The sequence below is a fragment of the Arthrobacter sp. TE26545 genome, assembly GCF_056279005.1.
Genome location: NZ_JBWBQM010000001.1, coordinates 2,479,428 through 2,494,896, shown reverse-complemented (window position 1 = coordinate 2,494,896; position 15,469 = coordinate 2,479,428). Strand labels below are relative to the sequence as shown.

Below are 15,469 nucleotides of genomic sequence, written 5' to 3'. Positions count from 1 at the left end.
TTAGGAGCGGGCGCCGACAATTTGGCCGCCCGCCACGGGCATGTCCGCCATGGTGCCTGCGCCTGCAACGCAAAAACCCCGCCATTCCTGCGAATGGCGGGGTTTCTGTGTCCTCAAAAGGAATGTGCCCTCGATAGGATTCGAACCTACGGCCTTCTGCTCCGGAGGCAGACGCTCTATCCCCTGAGCTACGAGGGCATCCGGGGTTCCCGTTTCCGGGACGTTGACGAGCTTAGCAGGTCCGCGGGCCGCAGTGAAAAAGCAATGAAAAAACGGCGCGGCGGCCGCCTCCGGCCCCGCAATCAGGTGTCCGGCCTCCGCATAGGCTCCCGGAACTTCTCAGTATCCGGCGAAGGCATCCACCCGGACGCGCCGCGCCCCGGCGTGCCGGGCGGCGCTGCGAAGGGCCTCCACCCGGGCGGGGGATCCGGACACGTACACCGTCCGTTGGGCGATGTCCGGCACCAGCTCCCGCAGCGAAGAGCCGTCAATCCGGACCGTGCCGGCGTCGTGCAAGAACTCCGGGGGCGCGGAACCGTCGGCAAGCCGCACGAGCACCCGCGCACCCGAGGCCGCAAGCACGTCCGGGCACGCCAGTTCCTCGGCGCCCGGGGCCAGGTAGAGCACCACGATGTCACGGTCCCGCGCCGCCCCGGACGCCAGCTGGGAAAGGAACGGGGTGATCCCGATACCCGCCGCGATCAGCAGCACGGGCGTCCCGCCGTCGCGCGGCAGCACGAAGTCGCCGCCCACCGCGGTTGCCCGCAAGGGATCGCCGGGCGCCAGCTCCAGCAGGGCTCGCTTCGCCGAGGACAACGGTTCCGCCGTCCCCACCCCGAACGTCAGCTCGCCGGTGCCGGGCGCGCTGCTCAGGCTGAAGATCCGGCGTCGTCCCTTTCCATCGGAGGAAGAGTGCGGAAGGTCAAGTTCCATGTACTGCCCCGGCGTGAAGCGGACGGGACGGCCCGGCGCGAAACGCAGCTCCGTGGTGGTGGGTGTCAGCGGCCGGGATCCCGTGAACACCAGCCTGATGCCGCCGCGCTGGCCGGCGAAGAAGGCCAGCAGGTTGCCCAGCAGCAGTGCCAGCTCGGGGGAGTTCGCCACGAAGCCCAGGTTGTACGGCACCGCGAAGACCACCCCGACGACGGCGGCAAGCGCCAGCTGCTGCCAGCGCCGGGGCGGCAGGGTGAGCGGCTCCGTCAGCATGAACCCGGCGAAGAACAGCAGAGGCCGCTGCGCGAACGGCTGCCAGAGGGCCGCCCCTGGCGACATTCCGGCGCGAAGCAGCTCGCTGAAGACGATCGAGCCCGACACCAGCAGGAAGGTCGAAGCCATCAGCACCTTCCTGGTCCGGTACATGATCAGGGCGACCGCCGGCAGGAGCGCCCACAGCATCGCGGGGGTGGCCGCCCACCATGTGGCGACATTCAGGCCTGTCAGCGAAACGATGAACGCACCGGCGGCGGCCGGGTTGAAGATGTGCCGCCCTCGGAAGGCCAGCAGGTACTTCGATGCCGAGGCCAGCACGCAGGCCAGCGCCACGCCTGCCAGGTCCGGCCACGCGACCGTGGGCAGCAGATCGCTGGGCCAGAACAGGAAGAAGAGCAGCAGGCCGGTGATCAGGGAGGATTCCGAATGCGGCCGGACGCGGAAGAGCGTGGCGAAGAGGCGGCCGGCCAGGTACGTCAGCCCGATGCAGAGCGCGGCGTGCGCCAGCATGTCCGGCAGGCCGAACGTCAGCCAGCCGAGGGCGTTGAGCACCAGGCTGTATGTCCCGAGGAGCGCGAGCACCCAGAGAATCAGCCTGTACATGGTGAAGCGGCCCAACCAGGTGTCGAGCCGCGATTTGGCGGAGCCGAAGCCAACGGTCATGTGAACAGCGCCCCTTCAAAGCCCTGCGAGCAGTGCGCCCTGCCGTCCGAAAAAACCCTGAGCCAGTCGAATTCGAATTCTTCCTCCAACAGCCGTGGCTCCACAAGGAACAACGCCGTGGCCAGGGCATCGGCTTCCAAAGTGCTTGCTGCCATCGTCCAGGTGGCGACCACGGTGTCCACCGGCCTGCCGGTGGTGGCGTCCAGCACGTGGTGCAGCCCGTCACCCCAGGCCCGCCGGTTGCTCGCCGAAGCGCACAGCGCCCTGTCGCCGAGTTCGACGACGCCGATCGCCTGTGCGGGATCGTACGGGTGTTCCAGGCCCACCCGCAGCGGCGAGGGCCCGGCGTGGATCATGTCGCCGCTGCCGTCCACCAGGTAATGCGCGATGCCGTCCGCCCGCAGGGTCTCCGCCAGCAGGTCCACCAGCTGCCCCTTTCCGGCGGCTCCGACGTCGAGCACCACCGGCTCGCTGCAGCCCACCGTGCTGCCTTCCCAGTGGAGGACGTCTTCCCAGGGCGGCGCGGGCCGGGCCGGGCCGCGGGGAACCAGGGCGTAGTCCGCCCCGTAGCCGAGCTGCTCCAGGCTCCCGCCGACCAGCGGCGTCATCGAGCCGCCGCTGAGCCGGTACAAGGTGCGGAACACGGAGCCCAGCCGTTCCGCGTGATCCGGCAGGGTCACCGTTCCGGCCGCCCGCGCCAGTTCAGCGATCCGTGAATCCGGCCGGAAACGGGAGTAGCTGACGTCGTACTCTTCCACGGCCTGCAGCAAGCGGGTGCGCACTGCAGGAGCGAGCGGGGCCGGCGTCGAGATTTGCCAGGCGGTGCCGATGCCGTCAAAGGAGAAGGAATCCCAGCCGGGGTGCGGCATGGCGGTTACTTCGCCTGGGCCTTGATGGATTCGACGGCCTCGTTGAAGCCGCCACTGGTCAGCGAAGAACCCGCTACCTTGGACACGCTGAGCTCATCGAGCTTCTTTCCAACGATCTGGGCGGCGATGCCGTCCTTGAACTCGCCCTGGAACTTCCGGGTATTGGGGTTGGTGGGGTGGGTGGTGATCTCCACTCCGGTGACGGTCCCGTCCGCCAGGGTCAGCTGGACGTCCACGGTTTCGGTGCCGTTGGGCGAGGTGTAGTGGCCGTCCGCGCTGTAGCTGCCGTCCTTGTAGCCGTTGGAGTTGCCGGCCGGATTGGAAGATGCCGGGTCCCCGCTTGCGCCGGAACTACCGGTGGACGGTGTGGCCGACGGCGTCTGCGCGGACGGAGTCTGGGCAGTCGGGGTTTGGGCAGTGGGGGCGCAGGCCGCCACCGCTCCGGCGAGGGAGAGTCCGGCGACGCCGGCGAGGAGGCTCTTGCGAAGTGGCGTGGTCATGGTGTGCTCGTTTCAACTGGACAAGATGCGGGGCAGGGTTGAACTGACAGGGTGCCAAAGCGTTTCATTCCTTTGACGTCGGAACCAGCGTATTGGTTCATGCTGTGCGCAACGGCAGCCGGATCTGTGCCCATGCTGTGACGCCGGCTGTTGCAATTCCTCCACTTGCAAGCCCCGACGGTACGCTAGACGGGTGACTCCCGAAGAACTCTCTGCCGCCATATCCGCCTGCCTGAAAGACGCTGTCGCCGCCGGCGACGTCGCCCTTTCCGAATCCGATCTGCCGGATGACGTGCGCGTGGAGCGACCCAAGAACCGGGAGCACGGTGACTGGGCCACGAACATTGCCCTCCAACTGGCCAAGAAGGCCGGCACCAACCCGCGTGAATTCGCCACGCTCCTGAGCACCCGGCTCAAGGAGATCGACGGCGTCACGGCCGTGGACATCGCCGGTCCCGGCTTCCTGAACATCACCGTGGACGCTGCCGCCGCCGGCGCCCTGGCCAAGGTGATCGTGGAAGCCGGAAGCTCCTATGGAAGCAACCAGGCGCTGGCCGGCCACGTGGTCAACATGGAATTCGTCTCGGCCAACCCCACAGGCCCGCTGCACATCGGCCACACCCGCTGGGCCGCGCTCGGCGATTCGATCGCCCGCGTGCTGCGTGCCTCCGGTGCCGACGTCACGGCCGAATACTACATCAACGACGCCGGCTCCCAGATGAACGTCTTCGCCAACTCCGTGCTGTCCCGCCTGCACGGCCGTGACGTTCCGGAGGGCGGCTACCCGGGCCAGTACATCGTCGAACTCGGCGATGAGGTCCTCAAGGCCCACCCGGCCATCCGCGAACTCACGGACGAGGCCGCCCTGCCGGTCATCCGCCAGGCCGCCTACGAGGCCCAGATGGCGGACATCAAGGCCACGCTCGCCGAATTCGGTGTGTCCTTCGACGTCTACTTCTCCGAGCAGGACCTCCACGATCACGGCGCCATCGAATCCGCCGTCGCCCGCCTGCGCGAGCAGGGCCACGTGTTCGACAAGGACGGCGCCGTCTGGCTGCGCACCACGGACTTCGGCGACGACAAGGACCGCGTGATGATCCGGGCCAACGGCGAACCCACGTACTTCGCCGCCGACGCCGCCTACTACCTGTCCAAGAAGGACCGCGGCTTCCCCGAGAAGATCTATCTGCTGGGCGCGGACCACCACGGCTACATCAACCGCCTCAAGGCCATTGCCGCCTGTGCCGGCGACGACCCGGAAACCAACATCGAGGTCCTTATCGGCCAGCTGGTGTCGGTCAACGGCGCCAAGCTGTCCAAGCGTGCCGGCAACATCATCGAGCTCAAGGACCTCATCTCCTGGCTCGGCACCGACGCCGTGCGCTACTCCCTGGCCCGCTTCCCCGCTGACTCGCCGCTGACCCTGGATCCGGAACTGCTGAAGAAGAACAGCAACGAGAACCCGGTGTTCTACGTCCAGTACGCCCATGCCCGTTCGCGCGGCACGGCACGCAACGCGGCCGAGGCCGGCGTCGAACGCCAGGTGAACGGCGAGGACGCCTTCGACGCCTCGCTGCTGGACCACGCCACGGAGAACGAGCTCCTGTCCTACCTGGGCAGCTACCCCTCGATCGTGGCCAAGGCCGCCGAGTTCCGCGAACCGCACCGGGTGGCCCGCCACCTGGAAGTGATCGCCGGCGCCTACCACCGCTGGTACGACGCCTGCCGTGTCTCGCCGCAGGGCGAAGAACCCGTCCGCGACGTGAACCGCACGCGCCTGTGGCTGAACGACGCCACGAGCCAGGTCCTCGCCAACGGCCTCGGACTGCTGGGCGTCTCCGCGCCGGAACGGATGTGATCGCGTGACCGCAGAAACCGCAGCATCGCCCCTCGCCCCGGAATGGCTCGCCGTGCCGGCGGACTTGAACGCGCTTCACGCCCCCATGTGGGCGGCGGGCGTTGAACGGAACGACGCCGGCGAGCTCGCCATTGACGGCATTCCCGTCAGCGAGCTCAAGGCCAGGTTCGGCACCCCGCTTTTCGTGATGAGCGAAACCGACTTCCGCGCCCGGGCCCGCGCCTTCAAGGACGCCTTCGACGCCGCCTTTGCAGACATCTGCGGGGGAGTGGACGTCTATTACGCGGGCAAGTCCTTCCTGTGCACGGCTGTCGCCTCCTGGGTTGCTGAGGAGGGCCTGCGCCTGGACACCTGTTCCGGCGGCGAGCTCGCAGTGGCCGCCCGCGCCAGGATCGATGGCGCGAACCTCGGCCTGCACGGCAACAACAAGTCCGACGCCGAGATCAACCGCGCCCTGGACATGAAACTCGGCCGGATCGTCGTGGACAGCCTGGACGAACTCGAACGCGTGGCCAAGATCGCCTCCGCCCGCGGCGAGGTGGCCAAGGTGATGCTGCGCCTGACCCCGGGCGTGCACGCCCACACGCACGAGTTCATCGCCACCGCCCACGAGGACCAGAAGTTCGGCCTCTCCATGGCAGAGGACTCCACCGAGGAGGCAGGCCTCTCCGCAGCGGAGGAAGCCGTGGCGGCAGCCACCGCCTACCCGAGCGTGGAACTGCTTGGCCTGCACTGCCACATCGGCTCGCAGATCTTCGAACCCGAGGGCTTCGCCCTTGCCGCCGAAAAGCTGCTGGCCTTCCTCGCGGCCATGCAGTCGAAATACTCCATCACCCTGCCGGAACTGGACCTTGGCGGCGGCTACGGCATCGCCTACACCCCGGTGGACACGCCCCGCCCTGCGGCGGAGATCGCGCAGGCAATGGCCGCCGTCGTGCGTTCCAGCTGTGCGGAACTGGGCATCAAGGCCCCGCGCATCTCCATCGAGCCCGGCCGTGCGATCGTCGGCAGCAGCACCTTTACCCTGTACGAGACCGGCACCCTGAAAACGGTGCGCGTGGACGCCCCGGCGGCCGCGCTTGCCGGTGCCGCCGGGGGCGAAAACGTTACGTTCCCGCGCCGCTATGTGTCGGTCGACGGCGGCATGAGCGACAACGCCCGTCCGGTGCTCTACGACGCGGATTATTCGGCCGTTCTCGCCTCCCGGACGTCCCTTGCCGAACCGCAGCTGTCCCGAGTGGTGGGCAAACATTGCGAGAGCGGCGACATAGTTGTTAGAGATGTATATCTGCCCGCGGATGTGGCAGCCGGTGATTTGCTCGCAGTACCGGGTACCGGCGCCTACTGCTGGGCCCTCTCCAGCAACTACAACTACCTGGCCCGGCCGGGCGTCGTCGCTGTGCGCGGCGGGGCAGCCCGGTGGATTGTCCGCGGGGAAACCGAAGAAGATCTGTTGAACCGCGACATGGGAGTGGCGAATGTCTGAAGTGCGCACCTTGAAAGTGGCCCTGCTGGGTTGTGGCAACGTCGGGGCACAGGTGGCGCGGATTCTGCTTGACGACGCCGAGGCCTTGGCCGCCCGCAGCGGCGCCCGCCTGGAGCTCTCCGGGATTGCCGTGCGCAACCTCGATGCCAAGCGCGACGTCGAACTGCCGCGCGAGCTGTTCACCACTGACGCCGACACCCTGGTCAAGGACGCCGACCTCGTCATCGAGCTTCTCGGCGGCATCGAGCCGGCCCGCTCCCTGATCCTCACCGCGATCGAGAACGGCGCCTGCGTCGTCACCGGCAACAAGGCCCTGTTGGCGCAGGACGGACCCGCCCTCTACGAAGCCGCCGACAAGGCCGGTGTACAGCTGTCCTACGAGGCCGCCGTCGCCGGTGCGATCCCGATCCTGCGCCCCATCCGCGACAGCCTCTCCGGCGACCGCATCACCCGCGTGCTCGGCATCGTGAACGGCACCACCAACTTCATCCTCGACCAGATGGACACCACCGGCGCCCAGTTCGCCGACGCCCTGGCCGAGGCACAGCGCCTGGGCTACGCGGAAGCGGACCCCACCGCCGACGTCGAGGGCCATGACGCCGCCGCGAAGGCCGCCATCCTGGCCTCGCTGTCCTTCCACACCCGCTTCGCCCTGGAAAACGTCCACTGCGAAGGCATCACCAAGGTCACCGCGTCGGACATCGCCTCGGCGAAGGAAGCCGGCTTTGTCATCAAGCTGCTCGCCATCGCCGAGAAGCTGGTGGACGCCGACGGCGGCGAGGGCGTTTCGGTGCGCGTGCACCCCACGCTCCTGCCGCGCGAGCACCCCCTGGCGGCCGTCCGCGGCGCCTTCAACGCTGTCTTCATCGAGGCGGAGAACGCCGGCGAACTGATGTTCTACGGCCAGGGTGCCGGCGGCACCCCGACGGCCTCGGCAGTGCTCGGCGACCTTGTGTCTGCCGCGCGCCGCCTCGTGCTGGGCGGCCCCGGCCGCACCGAAACCACCACCGGCCACGTCCCTGCGCTTCCGGTGGAAGCCTCCGAGACCAGCTACTACATCGGCCTCGACGTCGCCGACCAGGCCGGGGTGCTGGCCCGGATCGCCCACATCTTTGCGGAGAACGGCGTCTCCATCGAGATCATGCGCCAGACCATCCACCGTGACGCCGCTTCGAACATCGAGTCGGCCGAACTGAAGATCGTCACGCACCGTGCATCCGAAGCCGCACTCGCGGCAACCGTCGAGGCCGTCAGGGCCCTCGACGTCATCAATTCCGTCACATCCGTACTGCGGGTAGAAGGGGTCTAAGTGGCTCACCAATGGCGCGGGGTAATCCGCGAATACGCTGAACGTCTGCCTGTCACGGAAGCCACCAAGGTCATTACCCTCGGCGAGGGCGGCACCCCGCTGGTCCACGCGGAGAAGCTGTCCGAGCTCACCGGATCCCAGGTGTTCCTCAAGGTCGAAGGCATGAACCCCACCGGGTCCTTCAAGGACCGCGGCATGACCATGGCCATGACCGCAGCCGTCGAGGCCGGGGCCAAGGCCGTCGTGTGCGCCTCCACCGGCAACACCTCCGCCTCCGCCGCGGCCTACGCCACCGCTGCCGGCCTGAAGTGCGCCGTCCTGGTTCCCGAAGGCAAGATCTCCATGGGCAAGCTCAGCCAGGCGATCGCCCACGGTGCCACCCTGCTGCAGGTCGACGGCAACTTCGACAACTGCCTGGACATCGCCCGCAAGCTGGGCGAGTCCTACCCGGTGTTCCTGGTGAACTCGGTGAACCCGGCCCGTATCCAGGGCCAGAAGACCGGTGCCTTCGAAGTGGTTGACGCCCTGGGCGACGCCCCGGACATCCACGTGCTGCCCGTCGGCAACGCCGGCAACATCAGCGCCTACTGGAAGGGCTACAAGGAGTACTCCGCCCCCTTCGAGTCCGCCACCGCGGGCACCCTGCCGGCCGTGTCCACCAAGACGCCGGCCATGTGGGGCTTCCAGGCTGCCGGCGCCGCGCCCTTCGTCGCAGGCCACCCGATCACGGAGCCGGACACCATCGCCACCGCCATCCGCATCGGCAACCCGGCGTCCTGGGACACCGCCGTCGCCGCACGCGATGAGTCCGGCGGCCTCATCGAAGCCGTGACCGACGAGGAAATCCTGGATGCCCACCGCTGGTTGTCCTCCAAGGAAGGTGTCTTCGTAGAGCCCGGTTCCGCCGCCGGCGTCGCGGGCCTGATCAAGAAGCACGCCGCAGGCGAGGTGCCCACCGGCAAGACGATCGTCATCACTGTCACCGGACACGGCCTGAAGGACCCGCAGTGGGCCCTCCGTACTGCCGACGGCAGTGAAGTTCAGCCCGTCAAGGTGCCGAACGACGTCGTCACCGTGGCAAGCGAGCTGGGCCTGGACGCCCGCTAGGCTCCGGACGCTAAACAGGACTGGAAGAAAACAAAGAGTGGAAACGACGCAGCCCGTCGCGGGCGAACTTACGACGCTCGCGGCGGGGCAGCAGCTGACCGTGCGGGTTCCCGGGACCAGCGCCAACCTCGGCCCCGGGTACGACAGCCTCGGACTCGCGCTGTCCATCTACGACACCCTGACCGTGGAAACCCTGGACAACGGAGAGCTCGAATTCGAGCTCTCCGGCGAAGGCGCGGACACGCTGCCCCGCGATGCCAGCCACCTCGTGGTCCGCGCTATCAACGCAGCGCTTGAACGCCTCGGATTCCGCCACAACGGCCTGAAGATCACGGCCGAGAACGTCAACCCCCACGGCCGCGGCCTCGGTTCCTCCGCCTCCGCCGTCGTCGCCGCCGTCACGGCCGCAAATGCGCTGGTTCCCGAGGACTCGCAGCGCAGCCGCGAGTGGATCCTGCAGCTGACCAGCGAGATGGAAGGGCACCCGGACAACGTCGCTCCCGCGATTTTCGGCGGACTGGCGCTGTCCTGGCAGGACAGCGAGCAGTACAGCAGCGCGCGGGCCGACGTCGTTCCTTCCGTCATCCCCGTGGTGGCGGTTCCGGACTACGAACTTTCCACCGAAACCGCCCGCGCCCTGCTGCCCGCCTCGGTGGGCCACCACGCGGCGGCCATGAACTCCGGCCGGGCCGCCCTGCTGATCCATGCCCTCACCAAGGCCCCGGAATTCCTGCTGCCGGCTACCGAGGACTACCTGCACCAGAGCTACCGGGCGGAGGCAATGCAGCCGAGCGCGCAGTTGATTGCGGCACTCCGTTCGGAAGGGTACGCCGCCGTTGTGTCCGGCGCCGGTCCCACTGTTCTGGCCTTGGCCAACGGTGAAGAGGAAGCCGCAGCCGTCGTTTCGCGGATTTCGCGCTTCGCTGCGGACAACACACCCGGCGTCGCCTGGCGCGTGCTGACGCTGGCAGTGGACGTTGAAGGTGCTAGAGTGGAACTGCACCGGCGGTAAACCGCGGGCAGTTCCCTGACATTGGACCCTGGCAACAGGTACGTTCCATCGTCCACTGTGTCGAAGTCCCTGCCGGTGTCGTCTCCTTTTCGGCCTGTCGCAGGCATTGCAGATCGACTCTGTTTCCTTCAGCGCCAGCCCGTGCCCCGCATTCCGGGGCATCGAAGACGTCATCAAATTCGGGCCTTGCTGGCTCAATAAGCGGCAAGGCCGACATCCCGGCTGCAGATCTGAACTGCAGTCCAGAACACATCATCGCGCCCGGCTCCAGTCCGGGCGACGTCGAGGGGGAAGGATCCTTCGTGACAGAAACCACTGAGCTGGCTCCAGCTGTGGACACAAACTCAGCCGCCGCACCCGCCAAAAGCAGCGGCCTTGCAGGGCTCAAGCTTGCACAGCTGCAGGCCCTCGCCAGCCAGCTGGGCATTTCCGGCGGCTCCCGGATGCGCAAGGGAGACCTCGTAGCGGCAATCTCCGCGCACCGTGCCGGCGCAAGCGCCAGCAAGGCCCCGGTGAAGACCGAGGCCAAGGCCGAGGCTCCCGCCAAGGCCGAAACCGAGACCAGGACGGCCGCGAAGGCCGCAGCAACCGCTGCGGAGCCTGCCGAAGCCGTTGCTCCGCAGGAAAACGCGGCACCGGAAGGTACCCGCGCCCGTACCCGTGGCCGCAGCCGCCGCGCAAGCAGCGACGGCGTTGTTGCCGCCCCGGCAGCAGAAGCCGCCGAGGCCGCGGCACCCGCCGCCGTCGTTGAAGCGGCAGCACCCGTTGCCGCTCCCGCAGAGGGCGCCGAAGCAGCCGGCGAGCGTCGCCAGCCGCGCACCCGCAACCGCCGCCGTGGCGAAAGCGCCACCTCTGCCGAGACGGCCGAGACCGCTGAAGCCCGCCCGGCCGAGCAGGCACAGAGTGAGCGTCAGCCGCAGGGTGAGCGCCAGGCGCAGGGTGACCGTCAGCCGCAGGGCGAGCAGCGCCGCACCGAGCAGCCCGCTGAAGGCGGCGAGGGCGCACAGCGCGAACGCCGGGACAACAACCGCAACCGCCGTGACGAGAACGACGGCGAAGAAGGCGGCAGCCGCCGCAGCCGCCGCAACCGCCGCGACCGCAACGATCGCGGCGAGCAGAACGACCGCCGCGAAACCAACACCCGCAGCGACCGCTTCCGCGACCGCAACGAACGCCGCCGCGGCCGCGCCCAGGGCCCGGATGTCGACGACGTCGAGGTCACCGAAGACGACGTCCTGCTGCCGGTCGCCGGCATCCTGGATGTCCTCGAGAACTACGCGTTCATCCGCACCTCCGGCTACCTGCCCGGCGCCAACGACGTCTACGTCTCGCTGGCCCAGGTCAAGAAGTACAGCCTGCGCAAGGGCGACGCCGTCGTCGGCGCGATCCGTGCCCCGCGCGACGGCGAGGACCGCAACCAGCAGTCCGCCCGCCAGAAGTTCAACGCCCTGGTCCGCGTCACTTCCGTCAACGGCAAGACCCCGGAAGAGCTCAAGGACCGCGTCGAATTCGCCAAGCTCGTCCCGCTGTACCCCTCCGAGCGCCTGCGCCTCGAGACCGACCCCAAGAAGATCGGTCCGCGTGTCATCGACCTCGTGGCCCCGATCGGCAAGGGCCAGCGCGGCCTGATCGTCTCCCCGCCGAAGGCCGGCAAGACGCTCATCCTGCAGTCCATCGCCAACGCCATCACCACCAACAACCCTGAGGTCCACCTCATGATGGTGCTCGTTGACGAACGCCCCGAAGAAGTCACGGACATGCAGCGCACCGTCAAGGGCGAGGTCATTGCCTCCACCTTCGACCGTCCCGCCGACGACCACACCACCGTTGCCGAGCTCTCCATCGAACGCGCCAAGCGCCTCGTGGAAATGGGCATGGACGTGGTGGTCCTCCTGGACTCGATGACCCGACTGGGCCGTGCCTACAACCTGGCAGCACCGGCTTCCGGCCGTATCCTGTCGGGTGGTGTGGATTCCGCCGCCCTGTACCCGCCGAAGCGCTTCTTCGGTGCAGCCCGCAACATCGAAAACGGCGGCTCGCTGACCATCCTGGCAACCGCCCTCGTGGAGACCGGTTCCAAGATGGACGAGGTCATCTTCGAAGAGTTCAAGGGCACCGGCAACATGGAGCTCCGCCTGTCCCGCCAGCTGGCAGACAAGCGCATCTTCCCGGCCGTGGACGTCAACGCGTCCGGTACCCGCCGCGAAGAGAACCTGCTTTCGGCCGAGGAAGTCAAGATCATGTGGAAGCTGCGCCGCGTCCTCTCCGGACTCGAAACGCAGCAGAGCCTTGAACTGCTGACCAACAAGATCCGGGAAACCGGCAGCAACGTCGAGTTCCTCATGCAGGTGCAGAAGACGACGCTGGGCGCTAAGTCGGATAACGACAAGTAGCTGCGTTTACCGCTCAAAATATGCCGGCCCCGCCCCTCCGCCGGGGTGGCTTTGGATCTGCGATCCAGAGCCACCCCGGCTACGGCAGGCCCGAAGCCACTCCCGGGCCGGCATATTTTGAGCGGTCGTTGGTTTAAAGAGAATTCCTGGCCTACAGCAACGCGGGGTCGGATACGGCCCATCCGGGCCCTCGGAATGGGCCGTAAGTGACCCCGCGTTGCAGTCACTAGACTTGTGCAAGTCGAAAGAGGTTTGAGAGATGTTTGAGTCCGTACAGGGATTGCTTGATGAGCATGCCGCCATCCAGGCGCAGCTGAGCGATCCTGCCGTTTATGCCGACCAGTCCCTGGCGCGGAAGCTGGGGCGCCGCTCCGCGCAGCTGCAGGGCATCGTGGAGGCGTACAACAGGTGGCGCGGTCTCACCGACGATCTCGAAGCTGCCAAAGAGATGGCTTCCGAAGATCCCGACTTCGCCGCCGAGGTGGAGCAGATCGAGGAAAAGCTTCCGCTCGCGCAGGAGAAACTGCGGCGCCTGCTCATCCCGCGCGACCCGGACGACGCGCGCAACGTCATCATCGAGGTCAAGGGCGGTGAAGGCGGTGAGGAAGCTGCGCTCTTCGCTGCCGACCTGCTGCGCATGTACACGCGGTACGCCGAAGCCCGCGGCTGGAAGACCGAGCTTATCTCGTCCACGGAATCGGACCTGGGCGGTTACAAGGACGCCCAGATGGCCATCAAGGGTTCCTCCAACGACCCCGCCGAAGGCGTGTGGGCCCGCCTGAAGTTCGAAGGTGGCGTGCACCGCGTGCAGCGCGTTCCCGCCACCGAATCCCAGGGCCGCATCCACACTTCCGCGGCCGGCGTGCTGGTGTTCCCCGAAGTGGACGAGCCCGAAGAGATCGAGATCAACCAGAACGACCTCAAGATCGATGTCTACCGTTCCTCCGGCCCCGGCGGCCAGTCCGTGAACACCACTGACTCCGCCGTGCGCATCACCCACCTGCCCACGGGCATTGTGGTCGCCATGCAGAACGAGAAGTCCCAGCTGCAGAACCGCGAAGCCGCCATGCGCGTGCTCCGGGCCCGCCTGCTGGCCCACCAGCAGGAGCAGCTTGACGCCGAAAGCGCCGAGCACCGCAAGTCGCAGATCCGCACCATGGACCGCTCTGAGCGCATCCGTACCTACAACTTCCCGGAAAACCGCATCGCGGACCACCGCACCGGCTACAAGTCCTACAACCTGGACGCCGTCATGAACGGTGACCTGGAACCGGTCATCCAGTCCGCCATCGAGATGGACGAGCAGGCGCGCCTGGACGCCCTCGGCGAGTAGCGCCGGGCCGGATCCGATGGCTTTTGAGAGCGGGCAGAGCCTCGCGGACGCCGTCCGCGAGGCCACTGTCGTCCTGAGCGATGCCGGCGTGCCCACGCCGCGCGTTGACGCCGAACTCCTCGCAGAGCACCTTCTCGGAGTCGGCCTCGGCCGGCTGCGGGCGATGCTGCTGGGCGACGCCCCGGCGCCCGAGGGCTACGGCGAACTGGTTGCCGAGCGCGCCAGCCGCGTGCCGCTCCAGCACATCACCGGCGTCGCGCATTTCCGCTACCTGACGCTCGCCGTCGGGCCCGGTGTCTTCATTCCGCGTCCGGAAACGGAATCAGTCGTCCAGCTCGTGATCGACCGGCTTGCCGGAATGGACCGCCCGAAAGTGGTGGACCTGGGCACCGGTTCGGGAGCAATCGCCGCCTCGATAGCCCACGAAGTGCCGGGCGCCGAAGTCCACGCCGTCGAGTTCAGCGCCTTCGCGCATGCCTGGGCAGCGAAGAACCTGCAGCCACTGGGCGTCAAACTTGTCCACGGAGATCTCCGCGACGCGCTGCCCGAGCACAACGGCAGCTTCGACGTCGTGGTTTCCAACCCGCCGTACATCCCGGCCGAAGCCATCCCGAACGAACCCGAAGTGGCGCTGCATGATCCTCCCGAGGCGCTGTACGGCGGGGGAGCCGACGGCATGGAGCTTCCGACGGCGGCCGCGGCCTCCGCGGCCCGCCTGTTGAAGCCGGGGGGCTACTTCGTGATGGAGCACGCCGAGGTACAAGCCGGATGGATTGCCGGGCACCTGCGCGAGGCAGGGTGCTGGACGGATGTCACCTCGCACATCGACCTCAACGGCAAGCAGCGGGCGACGAGCGCGGTCCTGTCACCGGGCACCCCGCGGGAGTGAAAGAATAACGCAGTGACCACTAGCTACGACTGCACCTCAGAGGAAGCACGCGCGGATGGCATCGAACACGCCCAGCGCGCCATCAGCGAGAAGAAATGCATCGTGATGCCTACGGACACCGTGTACGGCATCGCTGCTGATGCCTTTTCGCCGCAGGCAGTGACCATGCTGCTCGTGTCCAAAGGCCGCAGCCGGCAGATGCCGCCGCCGGTGCTGATTCCGCGCCTTGGCGCTCTGGACGGCCTCGCCACGGAGGTCTCCGACGAGGCCCGCAAGCTGGCAGAAACCTTCTGGCCGGGCGGACTGACGCTGATCTTCCACGCCCAGCCTTCCCTGGACTGGGACCTCGGCGAAACCCGCGGCACTGTGGCCCTGCGGATGCCCGACGACGAGATCGCCCTCGAACTGCTCAACCGCACGGGCCCGCTGGCGGTCTCTTCCGCGAACCGTACCGGCCAGACGGCAGCCCGCACCGCGGCCGAAGCGCAGGAGCAGCTCGCCGAGTCCGTGGAGGTCTACCTGGAAGGCGGGCTGCGGCCCGTCGACGGGGAAGAAGGCGTGCCTTCCACGATCGTTGACGCCACCGCGCTGCCCCTGCGCGTGGTGCGGGAGGGGGCCGTTTCCCTCGAACAGCTCCGGCAGCTGGTTCCCGGCGTCCTGGCCCTGGGCGAGGTCGCGCCCGAACCCATGCCCGAAGCCGAAGAGGTGCCCCCGCCCCCGGAAGAGCCCGAGGAAGCGGCACCTGAAGACGTGGCCAGCGAAGGCCCTGAGCCGGAAGTCGAAAAGACCCAGCCGGGCAATGCACCATCCAGCGGGCCTGCTGCCGGATGACTCCTGGAAG

12 protein-coding genes and 1 tRNA gene are annotated in these 15,469 nt (G+C 67.7%); 9 read left to right on the top strand and 4 right to left on the bottom strand.

Annotation, left to right across the window (positions count from 1 at the left end; translation table 11 throughout):
* Positions 1 to 125 precede the first annotated feature (125 nt).
* From ACZ9CK_RS11215 to ACZ9CK_RS11200, 4 genes are all read right to left on the bottom strand, one after another.
* Positions 126 to 198 (bottom strand) — tRNA-Arg (locus ACZ9CK_RS11215).
* Positions 199 to 339: 141 nt separating this feature from the next.
* Positions 340 to 1,872 (bottom strand): FAD-dependent oxidoreductase, encoded by a 1,533-nt coding sequence (locus tag ACZ9CK_RS11210; RefSeq protein WP_476049983.1) that lies wholly within the window; start codon positions 1,870 to 1,872, stop codon positions 340 to 342.
* Positions 1,869 to 2,741, bottom strand: a complete 873-nt coding sequence (locus tag ACZ9CK_RS11205; RefSeq protein ID WP_476049982.1) for an FAD:protein FMN transferase — start codon at positions 2,739 to 2,741, stop codon at positions 1,869 to 1,871. The genes ACZ9CK_RS11210 and ACZ9CK_RS11205 overlap by 4 nt, the downstream gene beginning before the upstream one ends.
* A 5-nt stretch (positions 2,742 to 2,746) precedes the next feature.
* Positions 2,747 to 3,241, bottom strand: coding sequence for an FMN-binding protein (locus ACZ9CK_RS11200; protein WP_476049981.1), 495 nt, complete (start codon positions 3,239 to 3,241; stop codon positions 2,747 to 2,749).
* 193 nt (positions 3,242 to 3,434) lie between these two features.
* Between ACZ9CK_RS11200 and argS the strand changes: the two genes are divergently transcribed.
* The 9 genes from argS (at position 3,435) to ACZ9CK_RS11155 (ending at position 15,459) form a co-directional block, all read left to right on the top strand.
* Complete coding sequence (argS, locus tag ACZ9CK_RS11195) at positions 3,435 to 5,099, top strand: arginine--tRNA ligase (protein ID WP_426298457.1); 1,665 nt, start codon at positions 3,435 to 3,437, stop codon at positions 5,097 to 5,099.
* 4 nt (positions 5,100 to 5,103) lie between these two features.
* Positions 5,104 to 6,585 (top strand): diaminopimelate decarboxylase, encoded by a 1,482-nt coding sequence (lysA, locus tag ACZ9CK_RS11190; RefSeq protein ID WP_476049980.1) that lies wholly within the window; start codon positions 5,104 to 5,106, stop codon positions 6,583 to 6,585.
* Positions 6,578 to 7,894 carry a homoserine dehydrogenase gene (locus tag ACZ9CK_RS11185; RefSeq protein WP_426298453.1) on the top strand — a complete coding sequence of 439 codons (1,317 nt, stop codon included), beginning with the start codon at positions 6,578 to 6,580 and terminating at the stop codon, positions 7,892 to 7,894. The genes lysA and ACZ9CK_RS11185 overlap by 8 nt, the downstream gene beginning before the upstream one ends.
* Positions 7,895 to 9,001, top strand: coding sequence for a threonine synthase (gene thrC / locus ACZ9CK_RS11180; protein ID WP_476049979.1), 1,107 nt, complete (start codon positions 7,895 to 7,897; stop codon positions 8,999 to 9,001).
* Positions 9,002 to 9,038: 37 nt separating this feature from the next.
* Entirely contained in the window at positions 9,039 to 10,013 is a 975-nt protein-coding gene (gene thrB, locus ACZ9CK_RS11175; protein ID WP_476049978.1) for a homoserine kinase, read from the top strand.
* A gap of 302 nt (positions 10,014 to 10,315) precedes the next feature.
* Complete coding sequence (rho, locus tag ACZ9CK_RS11170; RefSeq protein ID WP_476049977.1) at positions 10,316 to 12,406, top strand: transcription termination factor Rho; 2,091 nt, start codon at positions 10,316 to 10,318, stop codon at positions 12,404 to 12,406.
* A 259-nt stretch (positions 12,407 to 12,665) separates the two neighbouring features.
* Complete coding sequence (gene prfA / locus ACZ9CK_RS11165; RefSeq protein WP_426298445.1) at positions 12,666 to 13,739, top strand: peptide chain release factor 1; 1,074 nt, start codon at positions 12,666 to 12,668, stop codon at positions 13,737 to 13,739.
* A gap of 16 nt (positions 13,740 to 13,755) precedes the next feature.
* On the top strand, positions 13,756 to 14,628 hold the full coding sequence (gene prmC / locus ACZ9CK_RS11160) for a peptide chain release factor N(5)-glutamine methyltransferase (RefSeq protein ID WP_476049976.1): 873 nt from the start codon (positions 13,756 to 13,758) through the stop codon (positions 14,626 to 14,628).
* A gap of 12 nt (positions 14,629 to 14,640) precedes the next feature.
* On the top strand, positions 14,641 to 15,459 hold the full coding sequence (locus tag ACZ9CK_RS11155) for an L-threonylcarbamoyladenylate synthase (RefSeq protein ID WP_476049975.1): 819 nt from the start codon (positions 14,641 to 14,643) through the stop codon (positions 15,457 to 15,459).
* Positions 15,460 to 15,469: the final 10 nt, after the last annotated feature.